The 17,047-nt window shown below is 67.1% G+C and carries 12 protein-coding genes and 1 pseudogene; 7 read left to right on the plus strand and 6 right to left on the minus strand.

The window, feature by feature from the left end; translation table 11 throughout:
• Positions 1-119: 119 nt before the first annotated feature.
• From A7X97_RS18500 to A7X97_RS18530, 6 genes and pseudogenes are all read right to left on the minus strand, one after another.
• A complete protein-coding gene (locus A7X97_RS18500) occupies positions 120-1,634 on the minus strand; it encodes an efflux transporter outer membrane subunit (protein WP_075077144.1) in 1,515 nt (504 codons plus the stop codon).
• On the minus strand, positions 1,631-4,735 hold the full coding sequence (locus A7X97_RS18505; RefSeq protein ID WP_075077143.1) for an efflux RND transporter permease subunit: 3,105 nt from the start codon (positions 4,733-4,735) through the stop codon (positions 1,631-1,633). The genes A7X97_RS18500 and A7X97_RS18505 overlap by 4 nt, the downstream gene beginning before the upstream one ends.
• A 6-nt stretch (positions 4,736-4,741) precedes the next feature.
• Positions 4,742-5,788: an efflux RND transporter periplasmic adaptor subunit gene (locus A7X97_RS18510; RefSeq protein ID WP_171974408.1), complete on the minus strand. Its 1,047-nt coding sequence runs from the start codon at positions 5,786-5,788 to the stop codon at positions 4,742-4,744.
• A gap of 104 nt (positions 5,789-5,892) precedes the next feature.
• Positions 5,893-6,648 (minus strand): hypothetical protein, encoded by a 756-nt coding sequence (locus A7X97_RS18515; RefSeq protein WP_146260259.1) that lies wholly within the window; start codon positions 6,646-6,648, stop codon positions 5,893-5,895.
• A gap of 239 nt (positions 6,649-6,887) precedes the next feature.
• Positions 6,888-8,021 (minus strand): annotated as a pseudogene (locus tag A7X97_RS18525) (transposase); the annotation flags it as partial.
• Between the two features lie 102 nt (positions 8,022-8,123).
• Complete coding sequence (locus tag A7X97_RS18530) at positions 8,124-9,284, minus strand: IS30 family transposase (protein ID WP_111008276.1); 1,161 nt, start codon at positions 9,282-9,284, stop codon at positions 8,124-8,126.
• Positions 9,285-9,742: 458 nt separating this feature from the next.
• Here A7X97_RS18530 and A7X97_RS18535 point away from each other — a divergent pair, with 458 nt between their 5' ends.
• The 7 genes from A7X97_RS18535 (at position 9,743) to A7X97_RS18565 (ending at position 16,795) form a co-directional block, all read left to right on the plus strand.
• Complete coding sequence (locus A7X97_RS18535; protein WP_099470511.1) at positions 9,743-10,699, plus strand: DUF932 domain-containing protein; 957 nt, start codon at positions 9,743-9,745, stop codon at positions 10,697-10,699.
• 3 nt (positions 10,700-10,702) lie between these two features.
• Complete coding sequence (locus A7X97_RS18540; protein WP_099470512.1) at positions 10,703-11,020, plus strand: hypothetical protein; 318 nt, start codon at positions 10,703-10,705, stop codon at positions 11,018-11,020.
• Between the two features lie 89 nt (positions 11,021-11,109).
• On the plus strand, positions 11,110-12,087 hold the full coding sequence (locus A7X97_RS18545) for a YqaJ viral recombinase family nuclease (protein WP_099470513.1): 978 nt from the start codon (positions 11,110-11,112) through the stop codon (positions 12,085-12,087).
• A gap of 2 nt (positions 12,088-12,089) precedes the next feature.
• The gene (locus A7X97_RS18550; RefSeq protein WP_099470514.1) at positions 12,090-12,983 is read left to right on the plus strand and encodes a recombination directionality factor; all 894 of its coding nucleotides are present in this window, start codon (positions 12,090-12,092) and stop codon (positions 12,981-12,983) included.
• Between the two features lie 243 nt (positions 12,984-13,226).
• Entirely contained in the window at positions 13,227-13,730 is a 504-nt protein-coding gene (gene radC, locus A7X97_RS18555) for a RadC family protein (protein ID WP_111008277.1), read from the plus strand.
• Between the two features lie 712 nt (positions 13,731-14,442).
• The gene (locus tag A7X97_RS18560) at positions 14,443-15,576 is read left to right on the plus strand and encodes a nucleoid-associated protein (RefSeq protein WP_111008278.1); all 1,134 of its coding nucleotides are present in this window, start codon (positions 14,443-14,445) and stop codon (positions 15,574-15,576) included.
• 4 nt (positions 15,577-15,580) lie between these two features.
• Positions 15,581-16,795, plus strand: coding sequence for a hypothetical protein (locus A7X97_RS18565; protein ID WP_111008279.1), 1,215 nt, complete (start codon positions 15,581-15,583; stop codon positions 16,793-16,795).
• The last annotated feature ends 252 nt before the right edge of the window (positions 16,796-17,047 follow it).

A 17,047-nucleotide genomic window follows, 5' to 3' on the forward strand; every position in this document is an offset into this window, starting at 1 on the left:
TCACGCGGCCGGCGGCGGCGCGCGCGCTGCGGGCCGGTAGTGCGCTTGCTCCAGCGCGCCGTGCTTCTCGAAGTGGGCGAGGATGGCGGCACGCATCCGGGCGCCCGCCTCTCGGCGACTCAATCGCCAGCGGGCGACGCGGGTGCGCGGATGCGATCGGGCACGGACTCGATGGTGTCGCGTACCGCGGCCTCCTGCGGCGCGGCGGCGTCCGGCGCACGCCAGCCACCGCCCAGCGCGGTGTAGAGCGCGATCTGTGCCAATGCGACGGCGCGCTCGGTGTCGAGCGCCTGCTGGCGTGCATCGAGCCATGCGCGCTCGGCATCGAGCAGGTCGGCGAGATTGGCCAGGCCCACCTCGTAGGTGCGTCGGGCCATCGCCCGGGTGCGTTCGGCGCGTGACAGCGCTTCCCCACGGGCGGCGCGCTGCGCCCCGCGCGCGGCGAGCTGGGCGGTCGCGGTCTCGACCTCCTGCAATGCGGTGGCCAGCGCCTGGCGCAGCTCGACGAAGCCGGCGTCGGCCTGCGCGTCGGCGAGATCGATCGCCGCGCGGCTGGCGCCGAAGTCCAGCCACGGAAACCCGAGCTGCGCGGCGAGCGAGCGCAGGTCCGAAGCACCGGACAGATCGCCGATCGCGACCCCGCTGCGCCCGAGCGCCGCGCTGACCCCCAGCTTGGGGAACAGGTCGCGGCGGCTGGCCAGCGCCGCCAGTTCGGCGGCCTCCAGCCCGGCGACCGCGGCGATGACGTCGGGTCGTCGGCGCAACAGATCCATCGGCTGTCCGCGCGGAATCCCGGCATCGGCCATCGGCACGCGCGTGCCGTCGCCCAGGCGCTGCAGCACCGTTCCGTGCGGCCGGTCGATCAGCGTATCCAGCGCGAACGCGGTTTCGGCGAGACCGGCGTCGATGTCGCCGCGCTGCGCTTCGAGCGCCGCGCGCTGCGCGCCGGCGGCTTCCACATCCAGTCGGGTGACCTCGCCCAGCCGGAAGCGCCCGTCGGCGACACGCTCGGCCTCACGCGCGATGCGCACGCCTTCGTCGAGCAGTGCACGCTGGGCGAGCAGCGCGCGCGCCTGCACGTAGCCCTGCGCGAGATTGGATGCGACGCCCAGGCGCACCGCCACCAGCTGTGCCTCGGCCGATTGCACCTGGCGCCCGGCCCCATCGCGGCGCAGCCGGTTCGCGCCGAACAGATCCACTTCCCACTCGGCCTGCAGCGCCAGCTGCCAGGTGTCGAAATTGACGTCGCCGCCGACATCGAATTCCTCGCCCAGCGGCGTGTCGGCCAGCGCATCGGTATTGATGATCTGGCGGCTGGCCTGACCGCCGAGATCGAGCCGCGGCAGCAGCGCCGCGCGGGATTGCCGCAGTTGCGCGCGTGCGATGCGCAGCTGGGCCAGCGCCGCCTGCTGGTCGAGACTGCGGACCAGCGCGGTCTCGACCAGTTCCGCCAGCAGCGGATCGTCGAACTGGCGCCACCAGTATGCGAGCGCCGCCGGATCGGCCGGCCGCGCAGCATCACCCGCGGGCGCGTAGTAGGCCGCCGGCAGCGGCGGCCGCTCGCGCACCGGCGGCGTGCTGCAGGCGGCGAGCGCGAGCGCGGCCGCGAGGACACCGAGCCTGGAGATCTTCATGCGCGTGCCTCCGCGGTTCTGCGGTCGTCGTCGCGCGGCACCTTGAAGACCAGCAGGTACAGGCACGGCACGACGACCAGGGTGAGCACGGTCGCGAACGCCAGACCGCCCATGATCGTCACGGCCAGCGATGCGAACAGATCGTCGAACAGCAGCGGCACCATGCCCAGCACCGTGGTGCCGGCCGCCATCGTCACCGGCACCAGGCGGCTCGTCGTCGCTTCGACGATCGCGGCGCGGCCATTGCCGCCTTCGGCCATCCGGCGGTCGATCTCCTCCACCAGCACGATCGCGTTCTTGAGCAGCAGGCCGGTCAGGCTGAGCAGACCGAGCAGCGCCACGAAGCCGAACGGCTGGCCGGAGATCGCCAGCCCGATGGTCACGCCGCAGATCGACATCGGCACCACCAGCCAGATCACCACCGGCTGGCGCACGCGGGAAAACAGCAGCACGGTCACCAGGATCATGCCCAGATACGGCAGCAGCAGCGTGCGCATCAGGGCCGTCTGCGCATCGCCGGAACTCTCGAATTCGCCGCCCCAGGTCAGGGTGTAGCCGGGCGGCAACGGCATGGCTTCGATCGCCTCGCGGATGTCGGCGTGGGCGTCGCTCGCCTCCACGCCGACCACCGGCTCGGCCTGCACGGCGATGGTGCGCACGCGATCGCGGCGCTGGATCGCGGCGTCCTCCTGCACCACGTCGACGCGATCGGCCACCTGGGCGATCGGGACGTAGGCCGTCGCGCCCGCGCTCCAGGCGAGGCGATCGAGCAACCCCTCCGGCGCAGGGCGCTCGTCGTCCGGCGCGCGCAGCAGCACCTGGCGCTGCGCATCGCCCTCGCGCAGCACCGCCAGCGGCACGCCTTCGGTGGCCATGGTCAGCGCCTGGGCGATGTCCTGTCGACCGAGTCCGGCCTCGGCCATGCGCTGCAGATCCAGCCGCGGCCGCAGCACGAGCTCGCGTTCGCCCCAGTCGTGGTGCACGTTCTCGAGCATCGGCGTGTCGCGGAAAATGGCCTCGGCACGCGCCGCGATCTCGCGCAGCGTCTCGCCCGAGGGACCGCTGAAGCGCGCCTCGACGCGCGCCTCGGACGCGCCGCCGAACATCAGCCGCGCCGCGTGCACGCGCAGCTCGGGGAAGCGCTCTGCGGCTTCGCGATTGAGGCGCGTGAGCATGTCCTCGAGCACGTCGGCGTCGTCGACCAGCAGGATGACCTGCGCGAACGCGCTGTCGGGCATCGCCGGCGCGTAGGTCAGCATGAAGCGCGACGCGCCCTGCCCCACGAACGCGACCCGGCTGAGCACCTCGGGGAACTCCTGGGCCAGATAGTCCTCGACCTCGCGCACCGCGGCGTCGGTGGCGCGGATGTCGCTGCCCTGGCGGGTGTTGATGTCGACGAAGGCCATCGGCGTGGACGCGGGCGGAAAGAACGACTGCGGCAGGAAGCCGAATCCGACGACGCAGCCGATGGTCAGCAGTGTCGCCAGGGTCACGGTCAGGCCGGCACGACCGAGTCGCGCATCGAGCACGCCGCGAAAGCGGTCGTAGAACCTGCCCCGGTAGGGGCTGTCGCCCGCATCGCCGTCGCCGTCGCGTCCGTCTTCGTCGTCGCGCTCGCGCGCGTCCTTCGACGCCAGCCACCAGTAGCCCAGCAGCGGCACCACGGTGATCGCCAGCACCCAGCTGAGCAGCAGCGAGATCAGGATCACCGAGAACAGCGAGAACAGGAATTCACCGGTGGTGTCCTGCGACAGGCCGATGCCGGCGAACGCGAGGATGCCGATGATGGTCGCGCCGAGCAGCGACCATTGCGTCAGCCGGACCGACTCGCGCGCCGCGCGCATCGCCGAGTGCCCCTGGCGCAGCCGCACCTGCATGCCGTCGCAGATCACCACAGCGTTGTCGACCAGCATGCCCATCGCGATCACCAGCGCCGCCAGCGACACGCGTTCGAGCTGCAGGCCCAGCAGATACATCGCCAGCAGCGTGCCGCCGACAGTCAGCAGCAGCACGCTGCCGATGATCACGCCGGCGCGCCAGCCCATCACCAGACACAGCACGCCGATCACGATGCCCAGTGACATCGCCACGTTGATCGCGAAGCTGGTCACCGCCGCGTCGACGACATCGGCCTGCTGGTAGATCGGATGCAGTTCGACGCCGAGCGGCAGGGTCGGCTCGAGCCGCGCCAGGGCCGCGTCGACGGCCTCGCCCACGTCGACGATGTTCACCGACGGCAGGCCGGCGACGCCGATGGTCAGCGCCTCGCGCCCGTCGTGGCGGATGATCTGGGCCGGCCGCTCGGCGAACTCGCGGCGGATCTGCGCGATGTCGCCGAGGGTCACCCGCGCATCGCCGCGCCCCACCGGCAACGTGCGCAGGGCCTGCAGCGTATCGAAGGCGCCGCCGGGCGCGACGCGCAGGTACAGGTCCTCGCTGCGCAGCCCACCGGCGTGCAGTTCGGTTTCCGCATCGGCCAGTGCGCCGGCGATCTCCTCGGGCGCGATGCGCAGCGCGGCGAGGCGCGCCTGCGGAATCTCGACGACGAACCGTTCCTCGATCGCGCCGGCGATCTCGACCTTGCCCACGCCCTCCACCGGCAGCAGGCCGCGGCGCAGGGTCTTGGCGGCCTCGTGCAGCTCGGTGCGGGTGAGGCCGTCGCCGGTCATCGCGTAGTACAGGCCGAAGACATCGCCGAAATCGTCGTTGACCACCGGCGCCTGCGCACCGGGCGGCAGACTGGCCGCGGTGTCGTTGATCTTGCGCCGCAGCTCGTCCCAGATCTGCGGAATCTCCTCGCTGGAATAGCGCTCGAGGATCTCCACCCGCAGCTCGGAATAGCCGGGCCGCGACGTCGTGCGCACCTGCTTGAGCTGGGTGAGCTGCTGGACCGCGCTTTCGAGCACGTCGCTGACTTCGCGCTCCACCTGTTCGGCGCTGGCGCCGGGGTAGATCGTGGTCACGACCGCTTCCTTGATCGTGAACTCGGGGTCTTCCAGCCGCTCGAGATTGAAATAGGCGAACACGCCGCCGACCAGGCAGGCGAGGATCAGCAGCCAGACATTGACCGGGTGGCGGATGGCGTAACGCGCGATCTCCATGCCGGGTCAGCGCCGGATGCGCGGTTCGACGATCTGCCCGGCCTGCAGCAGGCGTGCACCGGCGACGACCACCTGCGCCGATGGCGCAAGTTCGCCTTCGATGCGCGCCTGCGTGCCCTCGATCGCGTGCACCCGCACCGGCACCGGCTGCGCGGCGCCGTCCTCGCCCACCGTCCACACCACCGCCTGCCCGTCGGCCGCGCTCAGCACCGCGCTCGCCGGCACACGGTGCTGGCCGGCCGCGAGCGTGGCGGGCGCCGGGTCTTCGATCGCCACCTGCACCGCCATGCCGGGCAGCACGTTGGCACCCGGCGGCGGCGTACCGCGCAACGCCAGCCGATAGCTGCGTGACTGCGCATCCGGCGCGGTCGCATGTTCACGGTAGGCCAGGACCATCGGCGGCAGTTCGGGCAACGCGAGCACGCGACCGCGGGCGACGAGTGCGGGACCGAACGCCAGGCGCGCGGCGTCGCGCTCGGGCACGTCGACGACGACCTCGATCAAGTCCGCATCCTGCATCCGCAGCACCGGTTCGCCGGCCGGCACCACCACGCCGGCCGCGGCGAGGCGGCGCACCACCACGCCCGCGTACGGCGCGCGCAGCCGGGTGAATCCCACCTGGCGCGCCGCGGCATCGCGGTTCGCGCGCGTACTCGCCAGCTGCGCCTCGGCCTGTTCCACCGCGGCCGGCGCGAGGATGCCTTCGTCGCGCAGGCCGCGGCGGCGGGCGACATCGGCCTCGGCGGTCCGCAGGGCGACCTCGGCCTCGCCCAGTTGCAGGCGGTAGTCGGTGTCGTCGAGTTCGGCCAGGACCTGGCCGCGTTCGACCCGTTCGCCGTCGCTCACCCGATACCGGGTGATGCGGCCATCAGCCTGGAACGCGAGTTCGGTGCCTTCGGCGGCCTCCACACGCCCGGGCAGGCGCAGCGTGCGGTCGGCGGACGCGCTTTCGACCAGCTGGACGATCACCGGGCGCGGCGGCGGCGGGGCGTCGGGCGCATCGCTGCAGGCCGCCAGCAGCACGCTCAGTAACAACAGGACACGGACTCGCAACGCCACACACCCCGGGCAGGCCGACGTGCGGCAGGACGCCTAGGGTCGCCGAAGTCCCGTCACGGATCTGTGAACAGGCCGTGTCCGCAGCGCGGGTGGCGCACTCAGGCGATGGGAGCGACGCCGCCGCGCCCGCGCCGCATGCGGTGCAGCGCCCACAGCAGCGCGGTGACCAGCAGGCAGGCGAAGAACCAGACGACGGCAGGCACCGCACGGGGCGGCGGCGTCTGCGCGCCGGCGCCGGCGCCCGCGAGCCGTCGGGTCCCGGCCTGCAGCGCGGCCGCCTGCATGCCGGGCGCATCGTCGACGCCACGCACCCACAGCACGTCGCCGCCGTCGACGCGGTGCCAGCCGGGCGCGCGCGGCCACAGGCCGGCGCAGCCGTCGGCGGCCGGATCGGGCACGGGGAGGATCGCGCGGCCATCGGGCGCCACCACGCGCGCGCCGGGCGCCAGGTCGCACAGCGCCACGCGCTCGCCGACCCGCGCCTCGCCGCGGAAGCCAGCCACGGCCGCGCCGGGCGGACGGGCCAGTGCGGCGGCCCAGGCACTCCACAACTCGCCGTGCAGATCGGCCCGGCCCGCCAGCGGCAGCTGCCAGCTGTCGGCCACGGTGACGACACCGATGCGGCCCCGGCCCAGTGCCTGCCAGCGCATCATGTCGGCCGCGCCCGGCCCGGCCGCCGGCAGCCCACCGGTCAGCGGCCGATAGCCCAGCGCGGGTGGCGCCTCCCCGGCCAGCTGCGGATCGAAGGGCGCATCGTCGCTGCCGGGGCCGGACCAGGCGCGCAGCCGTGCGGGATCGTCGGGGCCGGCGTCGGCGCGCCACTCGCGCACGCGCCCTGGGTATAGGAAGTTCAACCGCCCTTTTTGGCGAGTCTGGCGGGTAGGACGCGGCCACGCAAGCGCCGCTTTGGGCACAGATCGGGCACAGATCGGGGGTTCATGCGTGGGTTTTCGACATCGCGGGGCCACGCAGCGGCTCAGTGCGTAGCCATTTCTCACCGAATCCCGGCACAGGGCCGAGCGCAGCCCTGCGGGGTCGTGGCCGCATCGGATCGGACTCTGGCTTGGCTGCCGGCTGCGTGGCCGGCACCTCGTCACGCGGCCGGCGGCGGCGCGCGCGCTGCGGGCCGGTAGTGCGCTTGCTCCAGCGCGCCGTGCTTCTCGAAGTGGGCGAGGATGGCGCGGATGGCGGTGGGTTCCTCGATGCTGGCGACGATCCGTACCGCGCCGCCGCAGTGGGCGCAGGTGGTGATGTCGATGGAAAAGACCCGCTTGAGCCGTTGCGCCCAGCTCATCGCACGGCGCTTCTGCTCGGGGCTGCGCGGCTCGTCGTGGGCGCTTGCGTCAACCGGCGCCGCATCGCCCGCAGGCCGCTTGCCGCGCCCCGAGGGCGTCAGCTGCGCACGCAGGTTTGCATTCGGGGCGAATACGCCGTGGAAGCGGGTGAGATGCGCGCGAGGTGGCGGGACCAGTGCCGCCAGCTTGGCGATGAAGTCCACCGCATCCCATTCGACATGCGTGGTGCCATTGCGCCACGGCGTCTTGAGCTGGTAACGCACCCTGCCCTGTGGCGAGATCGATAGCCGCTGCTCGCTGATCGCCGGGCGCGTGATGTAGCGGCACAGCTTTTCGAGCTTGTGGCTTTCGTGTGCTTCCGCGGCCACGCCGGCATGCAGCGAGAAGCCGCCGACCTTGCCGGCGTCGCCGTCCAGAGAACCCGCATCACCGGGTAGCGTTTTCAGGGTGACGACCTTGCGGCCAGCGTCGCGACCGGTGGCGATGCGGTAGGTCATCGAACTCATCCGCAGCCCATCCATGCCGTCGTCGCTACCCGCGCTGTCGGACAGGAACACGGATTCGTCTTCGCCTTCGAGCCAGCCGCGGCGCGACAGGTGCCGGCACACGCGATGCGCGATGGTGTTGGCCAGTTCCGTCAGTTGCGCCGATGTGGGCGCACGGGTGCGGTGCAGGCGCGGCTTGCGCTGCGGACGCTCGGTGGTGTCCTCGTACACGCCGTCGAGCCACAGCATGTGGAAGTGGATGTTGAGATTCAGCGCGCTGCCGAAGCGCTGGATCAGGGTCACCACGCCGCATTGCGCCGTATCCCGCGGCACGCCGGCCTGATCGGCAAGCCAACCGGCGATCACACGATGCACGATGCCCAGCACCGGGCTGATGGCCTCCGGCTTGCTGGCGAACAGGAAGCGCAACGGGTAGGGGAGGAACAACGGGGTCAGGTTCACTTCCTGATCGCTCAGAATGCGGAGGCCCAGCAGAGATGCGGGCCTTTTCGATTCAAATCATGCGAATGTCCGCTTCGGGTGGCGGTTTCAACCGGTCAACGCAACAGCCTGTCGGTAACGCTCGATTGGCGTCTCGAATTTCAGCGTCTTGCGTGGCCGTTCGTTCAGTCGTCTTGCCACCTCATCCAACTGGGCCTGCGTAAAGCCCGATACATCGATGCCCTTCGGAAAGTACTGCCGCAGCAGGCCATTGGTGTTCTCATTGGAACCGCGCTGCCAAGGGCTCTGCGGATCGCAGAAATAGACCTGGATGTCGGTGGCCAACGTGAAGCGGCGATGGTCAGCCAGCTCCTTGCCACGATCCCAGGTCAGCGACTGGTACAGCTGGTTCGGCAACTGGCGCGCATGCTCAATCAGCGCATCCACGACTGTCTTCGTGTCCTTGCGATCGACCTTCACCAGCATCACGTAGCGTGTGCTGCGCTCGACCAGCGTGGCGATCTGGCTGTTGCCGCTGCCGAACAGCAGGTCGCCTTCCCAGTGCCCCGGAACCGCCCGATCCTCGACATCGGCGGGGCGTTCACGGATCGATATGGTGTCGCAGATGCGGCCATGGTCCGCCGTCTTCTGTGTGTGGTGGCGCGATCGCCGCATGGCCCGCGTCCGTCGCAGATGCTCCAGCAGCTCTTTCTTCAGCGCGCCGCGCGACTGGATGAAGAGCGTGCGGTAGATCGTTTCGTGGGACACCTGACAGGTCGCATCGCTCGGAAAGGTACGCATCAGCCAGCCGGCGATCTGCTGCGGCGACCACTGCTGCTGCAGCTTGTCCGCCACCCGTTTCGCCAGCGCAGGATGTAGTGCCAGCTTACAAGTCTTCGGGCGATGCGCCCGGTCCCACGCCGCCTGGTCCGCATGGCTTGCACGGTACCGCTCGGCGCCGCCATTGCGCCGGATCTCCCGGCTGATCGTCGACGGTGCCCGCCCCAGCGCCACTGCGATCGATCGGATCGAATGGCCGGCAACCAACGCCCGCGAGACATCTTCGCGCTCGGCCAGGGTCAGCGCCCGGACCGATCGCCGTCTAGCCGCAGGGCGGATACCGCCGGTCGCAGCAAGAATCACGCGCACCGACGTGTGGTGCCTGTCGAAGAGCTTGGCGATCTGGTGCAGCGACTCGCCTTTCTGCCAGCGGTCCCACATCAGGCCCTTCTGGGCATCGGTGTACTGGATCCGGGTTCTTCGCTTCATCCGCAACACTCCTGCTGCCTGGGCAGTTAGCTATGTGTTGCATCGATCGTATGAAACCGCCGTCGAAAGCGGACGTCGGCTGGCATGCCGGTCAGCCACAACAGCAACCGTGACGGAGCGGCATTATGGAACGCACCTCCGGCCGAGCGCGTTGAACAACGCATCAAAACGCGATTCAAAAGAATCTTACCTACATATCACCTCGTTGAAGCCAGTAGGGTCTGGCTTTGCGCAAGGGCACAGCGCTCCTTGTGTGCCTTAATCCTGGATTCCCTATGAGTGACAGGTCGGAGGCGATCTACTGCATCCTTGTGGTAATCGCAACAGCTCTGGTGAGCGTTGCCAGCTGCGTCCGCAGTAAACACCCGAAGTTCCCGTGATCCAACCCGTGACACACCACAAGGCCCGGCAATCGCCGGGCCTTGTGCGTTTATGCCCGAGATTAAGGAGAAGAGACGATGCACCTGGTTGAAACAATGGCCTATGCCGGCGAGCGGCCGTGGCACGGCCTCGGTCACAAGCTGGCGCCGCAACAGCCGATCGATGTTTGGAAGCGGGAGGCCGGCATGGACTGGTCGATCGAAGAGTCGGAGGTCCGCTACGTGGTTGGCAAGAACGGGATCGGTGCCATCAACGCCTTCCCGGAGCAGAAAGTCCTGTACCGGTCCGACACGCAAGCGCCTTTGTCGGTCGTGTCCAAGCGGTACAAGGTGGTCCAGCCGGGTGAGATCCTGGAGTTCTACCGCGACCTGACCGAAGTCGGCGGCTTCGAGCTGGAGTCGGCCGGCGTGCTCCGCGAGGGGCGCAAGTTCTGGGCGCTGGCCAAGACCGGGCAGAGCACCGTCCTGAAGCGAAGGGACCGCGTGGACGGCTACCTGCTGCTGGCCACGGCCTGCGACGGTACCCTGGCCACGACCGCCCAGTTCACCTCGGTCCGAGTGGTCTGCAACAACACCCTGTCGATCGCCCTGGGCAGCAACGCCGGGGCCGTGAAGGTGCCCCACCGCAGCCAGTTCAATCCGGACCTGGTGAAGCGCCAGCTCGGGATCACCGTCTCCACCTGGGACTCGTTCGTCGCCCGCATGAAGGCGCTGGTCGACTGCCCGGTGGATCCGGACTCGGTCGATGGCCTGCTTCGTCGGGTCCTGACCTATCCGAACCCGGACGGGGAGGGCGTAGCGGTCAATGAGCAGGCGTTCAAGACCGCTCGCGCCCTGTACGACGGCGCAGGCAAGGGGTCCGAGCTGGCGAGCGCCAAAGGAACGGCTTGGGGCGTGCTGAGCAGCGTCACCGAGTTCGTCGACCACCATCGGCGGGCCCGCAGTGACGATCACCGCAGGGAAGCGGCCTGGTTCGGTGCGGGCGCCCAGATCAAGCAGCGCGCGTGGGATGAAGCGCTGAAACTGGTGGCCTGAGCGATGGCGGTCGATCGTCTCGACGTGGCCTACATCGCCATTGACGCCAAGCACGCCCTGGACAAGAGCTGCACTCCCTACTCGGACATGCCGTTCGAGGGGGAGTGGGGCTACATCCGGGCGTGCATCGACCAGGCCGAGCTGCTGGGACGGACGTGGCAGGCCTGCAGCGAGGTGTTTCCGGGCCTGTGGTGCTACGAGGTAGCGGAACCCTTCGGTCGGGACTTCGGCCGGCACCTGCTGGCCGGAGGGTCCGTTGATCTTGCCCCCGCCATCCTGGATCGCATCGTTGCCACCGCAATGAAGGTCTCGCCGGCCTAGAAGCCAGCACTCGTCAAGCCGTTTCAACAGCAACCCATAGGCCCGGCCTCCGAAAGGAGCGCCGGGCCTTTTTCTTTGGAGAAACCGTAATGAGCAGATCACCGGCATTGCGCCTGATCGACACGCGGGAGATGGCGCGTGAGGAGTGGTTGGAGGTCCGTAAGCAGGGAATCGGCAGCTCGGACGCCGCCGCGGCAGTCGGCCTTTGCCCCTACAAGAGCCAGCTGGAGCTATGGATGGAGAAGACCGGCCGGGCCGTCCAGGACGAGGAACCGGGTCAGGACTCGCCCATGTACTGGGGCACCTTGCTGGAGCCCTACGTGGCCTCGGCCTACACGCAGCGGACGGGCATCAAGGTCCGCCGGCTCAACGCCGTCCTGCAGCACCCCACCTACAGCTACATGCTGGCCAACATCGACCGCGAGGTCGTGGGCAACCCGGACGTCCAGATCCTTGAGTGCAAGACGGCCGGGGAGTTTGGAGCGCGTCTGTGGCGCGATGGCGTGCCCGAATACGTCCAGCTCCAGGTCCAGCACCAGCTGGCGGTCACGGGCAAGGATGCCGCGGACGTGGCGGTACTGCTGTGCGGCCAGAAGCTGGAGATCCACCGGGTCGAGCGGGATGAGGAGATCATCTCCCGCCTGGTCGTTCTGGAAGCCCGGTTCTGGGAGTACGTCACCCAGGACGTTCCACCGCCGGCCGACGGCAGTGAATCGGCCGCCAAGGCGCTCAGGAGCCTGTACCGGGGCAACGACACCACGGTGGACTTCAGCGAGGACGGGGCGCTCTCGGAAGCCTTCAGGGGCCTTGTCTCGCTCAGGGACGAGATCGATGAGAAGGCCAAGCAGGCCGAGTGCCTTCGCCAGCGGCTGCAGGAGGCGATGGGGGAAGCCTCGAAGGCAGTGTTCCCGACCGGTGAGATCACTTTCCGCCGATCCAAGGACAGCTCCAGCGTCGACACCAAGAAGCTGGTCGAGGCGCACCCCGAGCTCGTGGCCGAGTTCACCGTCACCAGGCCCGGGAGCCGTCGCTTCCGGATCGTCACCCACTCACCAGAAGGAGCATGACCATGCTGAAAGGCCTGGCAATCACGCCGCCCGTGGTTGGGCGGATCTCGATCGGCCGTGTGGTCGAGCGCAACGGCAAGCGCCTGCCGGAGAAGGATGACCAGTTCACTCTGACCAGTCAGGTGCAGAACAGGGAAGGGTGGATCCTGCACCCGCTCGACGAGGCCCTACGCAAGGATGCCGGCGGCAAGCTTCGATCGGTCCCGGTCCAGCTGCTGTTCGACGACCCGGCGTTGAACCTGAGGGCGGACTACTCCCTGTTCGACCGGAGTACGGGCAGGCCGGTGTGCGTGGGCAATGGAGAGACCAGCCGCCGGATGGCCAAGGAGGGCGTCACCCAGGAGTCCTGTCCGGGTCCGGACGCCTGCGCGTTCGCCATGGGCGAATGCAAGGCCTATGCCCGACTCAACGTACGAGTGGGGGAGGAGGACGAGCTGGGCAGCTTCGTGCTGCGCACCACGTCCTACAACACCATCCGCACGCTCGCGGCCCGGCTGCAGTACTTCCACGCCGTGTCGGGCGGAAGACTCGCCTGCATGCCCTTGGAGCTCAAGCTACGGGGCAAGTCGACGACGATGAGCTTCCGCTCAGCGATCTACTACGTCGACCTGGTCGTCCGCTCGGGGCTGACGCTGGAACAGGCCATTACCCAGGCGCGGGAGGTCGACCAGAGCCGCAGGGACGCGGGGTTCGATCAGGAAGCCCTGGACGAGGCCGCTCGCCGTGGGTTTGCCAATGGCGCGTTTGAGGACCTGGCAGAGGATGTCCCGGCCGTGGTGGAGGAGTTCTATCCGGATAGCCAGGAGCCGGGTTCCGGCGCCCCAGCGCAAACCAGCGACACCGTCAGCTTGCACGAGCGCCTTCAGAAGAAGGTCGCCCGTGCCGGCACCGCATGACGCCAAGCGAAGGAGGGTGCGATGACGAGGGTGATTGGCGCAGTGGTCGTCTACGGCTTCGCGTTGTACGGCTTTGGCAGGTTCCTGGTGTGGATGTACACCGCGACGGGGACGAAGTACTCACCCGGACACCAGGCGTCTCCTGGCGGCTGACCGGGCAAACACGAACAGCGATCGAAGGGGCGCCCGTGCGCCCCTTCGTCGTTTCCGGTCCTGTAGGGCCATCTTATAGATGAGGAAGCGATGGACAAAGACACGCCAGAGCACCTGTCGCTCTACGTGAGGAGCAAGTCACGCAGATACAAGGTCGCCAGCGGTGACGAGATCGTGGAAGCGGCACGAGCCGTGGTCGGGCAGCGGATGAGGCGAGGGGCGTCTTTCACCGATCCGAAGAAGGCAAAGGAGTTCTTTCGGGACAAGTTGTCGGGACTCCAGCGGGAGATGTTCGCCGCAGCGTTCCTCGACAGCCGTCACCGCCTCATTGAGTACGCAGAGCTGTTCCAAGGAACGATCGACGGTGCTGAAGTACACCCCAGGGAGGTTGTTCGACACGCAATCCGGACGAACTGCGCCGCGATCATCATTGGGCACAACCACCCTTCTGGATCGGTTGAACCTTCCGCAGCGGATCGAGCTGTCACGGCGCAACTCAAACAGGTGCTCTCCTTGGTGGATGTGCGACTGCTCGACCACATTGTTGTGGGCGGTCACCAGACGACGGCCTTGGCTGAGCGTGGATGGGTGTGATGGTCATAGGCCAGACCCGGTGGGTGCTTGCCAGTCAATTCACCCGCCAGCCAATAGGGGCTGGCGGGCTGCCATCGGTAACCTACTTTTTTCGTTCGCGCGCATTCAGGCCACAAGACCAACAGATCGAACAACGATGCTCAGGTCCGATGAGACGGCTTTCGACCCTAAGCGGACATTGCTTTGGCGCCCCCCCCGGGTTGAGCTCGAGGATGCGCTGTAGTTGGCCGAGCTGCTGGAGGGCTCGCCTATGCTGGACGCCAAGCGGCCTTCGAGCCGGACCCGTGGCCCGCCTCCGACATAGGACTTCGACTGACCTCGAGGCGCCGACCAAGGTCGAAAGCGCAAATTCTGCGGCGGGTGGAACTTCCTCAGGGCGAGTTCTATCTCTGGAGGCTTGTCAGCCCTCGATTGAGGTGACTGAGCTTGCGCCGTCTCTAGCGGCACTCTGAGGACTGGCTAGCTAGACCCGGCTCTCAACACTCGAGCCGGAGCTGGTGGCGGTTCCAACAGGATCAACCGGTACGGCCGCCTTCCCCCGGTCGGGGGCTGCACCGCATGGGTGACTGGCAGCTAGCTCCCAACTAGGGACTGCCTGTGGGAGACGGAAGCCCCTGCGCTTGCAGGGCGTGGGGCGAACGGCCATGCTGTCCCCTGGACCGCGCAGGCTGTCGCACCCCCTGCGATGGGACGGGGATAAACAGGGGAGGCTATGGACGAACTGCAGTTCGCAATTATTCATTCGCTGGACAAGGCCGCAGGATCGGCCGCCGCGAGCATCCGCACGCGTGACAGCGTATTGGACATCGATAAGCCTGCGGTCCGATCGTTGGCCGAGCAACTGGCCAAACTGGTCGGCAAGGATGGCAGCTCGGTTTTCTGGGGACAGTTTGGTACCAACCGCCGCGAGGGTCTGTTCCCGAGTTCGGTTCAGTCCCTGCTCGGCGGCTGTACGGAGGAGGCATTCATCGCCTCTTCCCACGTGGCCATGCGGGAGCTGGAAAGTAAGGCGTGTGAGGAAAACTTCGCTACCGGCGGGCACATCTGTTTTATTGCCTATCGCATCCAGGCGACGGACTTTCTGCTTGTCGCCATGATCAAAGAACGTAGCGGCATGGTGTTGTCGGCCGATCTGGAGCCGACGCAGATCACTGAGATCGACCTGTCCAAGCTGCATCAAGCCGCACGCGTTAACCTGGATCGCTACCAAAGCGTCCTGGCGCAAGCATCGGGAGAATCGCCCGTCGCCGACGACCAGCCGGAAGCCGCTGAGGAAAAGACTTATCTGTGCTTCGTCAATCGCAAGTCGCAGTCAGACGTGGCCGATTACTTCGTGGAGGCCCTGGGTTGCGAGAAAGGCGTGGCGTCGGGTCGAACGACCAAAGCGGTCGTCAGCGAAGTCTACCGATTCGTTAAGTCCGTGGCGGAGATCCGCGACAAGGCTTCTGCTGCGCGCATGGCTGTCATCGATTACATGTGCGAGCAAGGGGATGGCACTCTGGTGACGCTCGACACGATCGCTGCTGTGGTTCGTCACACGGTCGGTGTGGATTTTGAGCGCCATGTCGATGGCTTGAAGGATCACTTAAATAGCGACGGCGTGCAGATTCCGGACGAGTTCCCGCTAAGCGCGAAAGTGCTACGCGCGTATACGCGGATCGTCGGCAAGGGGCCACGCTGGCAACTCAGCTTCGAGAACGGCGCGCTGGGCGTGGGCGAAGGCGAAATTATCTACAATCCGCAAGAGCAAAGCGTAACGGTCACGCACCTACCACAGGGCATGGTCAGACAGATCGAGGCGGCCTTGGCAGCACGGGCAATGTTGCCTGGTGATGAGGACAGGTAGTGCGATGTTCTCTCACGTCGTCTCGCTCTATCGCGAAAGCCAGCACCCCGCCTTCGAGACGGGGCGGTTTTGCTATTCGGGCATGGCTTCGGCGCCTCTTCGTGCGGCAATTGCGTCCTGTGAGGCAATTGATGACGCGTACGGGCGCTTTATAGATCCGCCCGATGAGGACGGAAGCGGCCACCTGGAGTTCTGCTGGCTGGTAGGTGATAACGATCTCGGCCGTTTCTATCTGGACGTTGAAGATTTTGTCGCCAGATCCCAAGCGCTTAGCCGAGGCGAGCAGCCCCAGAACTTTTACCTGGTCGAAGAAAACTACTGGGCAGGCGAGCCTGATCCGCCCGAGGCATTGAGTCGTGCCTATGCGCTGTGCGAGTTGATCCAACTGCTTGTGAGGATCTCCTTGCCCACCGAGCAAGGCGGGCCCGCCGACTCACGGCGGCTGGTGTTCGTCATCCCGGCGGGCGACAAGGCCCCGCCGCGTACGCTCACGCTTTCTACCCGGTTGGAGCCATCCGCGCTCGCCGTGCCCCACCTTGATCTTGAGCCCCTGCGCCGGCTGACGTCTGATCAGAATGCGCTTGCCCTTCATGTTCACGAGCATCGTGCGCTGTTCCGTTTGGCCGTGGCCGAGGTTGTGGGCCGCGCGCCGGTGGGCGAAAACGCCTTCACCTTCCTGGTGACACATTGGTCCGACGTTTTGGCGAAGCATGCCTTCGATGTCGATTGCTACATCAGCAACTTCTCTTTCGAGAAAGTGCGCCTGGAAATCTCACAGATGGAGTTGGAGTTCTCCAACAAGCTTAGTTCGGTCATGGGTGATAGCGCGGCCAAGTTCCTGGCACTGCCCCTGCCGTTCGCGGTCCTGATCGCGATCTACAGGACGGGTGGAATTGTCGAAAGCTATCTGCTGTTTCTGGGTGCCTTGGTGGTATCGCTGCTCTTCTCCGGACTGATTCATAACCAGCTGATGCAGCTGGGACGGATCGACCATGGTTTCGAGGTGATCTTCGACCAGTTCAGAAAGAAGATGCAAAGCTATCCGACCTCCATCGCAGATCGGCTGCGTCAGGCCGGTGGTGGATTCTTGAATCAGCGCACGTTTCTCATTCGCACACTTTGGGGTATCCGGGTGCTGGCTTGGGTTCCGATTGCGATGGGGCTTGTCTTGCTGGCATGGAAATTTCACCCCGGCCTTCAGAAGTGGCTCGGTCTCTAATCTTCTGTCTGTGCAATCCTCAGGTCCTGCATGCGGCGGCGAGCTAAGCGAACAGCGACCTGCTTTTCGCGTGACAATTCGCTAAGGCAGGCATCGGCTTGATCCTGTAGACACTGAGCAAGGGATGAGCGTGCTTTGGCCCGAGCCTGGCAACTTGAGGCACGGTGTCCGCTTCTGGCCGAAAGCCTCCTTCCGGGGGTTGCTGATCAACGTCGACCTGCTGATTGTCGACGGTTGGCTGGTTTGAGTGAT

It is taken from the genome of Stenotrophomonas sepilia, from assembly GCF_003244875.1.
Classification (GTDB): Bacteria; Pseudomonadota; Gammaproteobacteria; order Xanthomonadales; family Xanthomonadaceae; genus Stenotrophomonas; species Stenotrophomonas sepilia.

Bases quoted from the DNA above. Each gene is read 5' to 3' on its own strand.
- A7X97_RS18540 (WP_099470512.1), top strand. From the start codon at position 10,703: ATGGCGGTCGATCGTCTCGACGTGGCCTACATCGCCATTGACGCCAAG.
- A7X97_RS18500 (WP_075077144.1), bottom strand. From the start codon at position 1,634: ATGAAGATCTCCAGGCTCGGTGTCCTCGCGGCCGCGCTCGCGCTCGCC.
- A7X97_RS18550 (WP_099470514.1), top strand. From the start codon at position 12,090: ATGCTGAAAGGCCTGGCAATCACGCCGCCCGTGGTTGGGCGGATCTCG.
- A7X97_RS18545 (WP_099470513.1), top strand. From the start codon at position 11,110: ATGAGCAGATCACCGGCATTGCGCCTGATCGACACGCGGGAGATGGCG.
- A7X97_RS18560 (WP_111008278.1), top strand. From the start codon at position 14,443: ATGGACGAACTGCAGTTCGCAATTATTCATTCGCTGGACAAGGCCGCA.
- A7X97_RS18505 (WP_075077143.1), bottom strand. From the start codon at position 4,735: ATGGAGATCGCGCGTTACGCCATCCGCCACCCGGTCAATGTCTGGCTG.
- A7X97_RS18565 (WP_111008279.1), top strand. From the start codon at position 15,581: ATGTTCTCTCACGTCGTCTCGCTCTATCGCGAAAGCCAGCACCCCGCC.
- radC (WP_111008277.1), top strand. From the start codon at position 13,227: ATGGACAAAGACACGCCAGAGCACCTGTCGCTCTACGTGAGGAGCAAG.
- A7X97_RS18535 (WP_099470511.1), top strand. From the start codon at position 9,743: ATGCACCTGGTTGAAACAATGGCCTATGCCGGCGAGCGGCCGTGGCAC.
- A7X97_RS18530 (WP_111008276.1), bottom strand. From the start codon at position 9,284: ATGAAGCGAAGAACCCGGATCCAGTACACCGATGCCCAGAAGGGCCTG.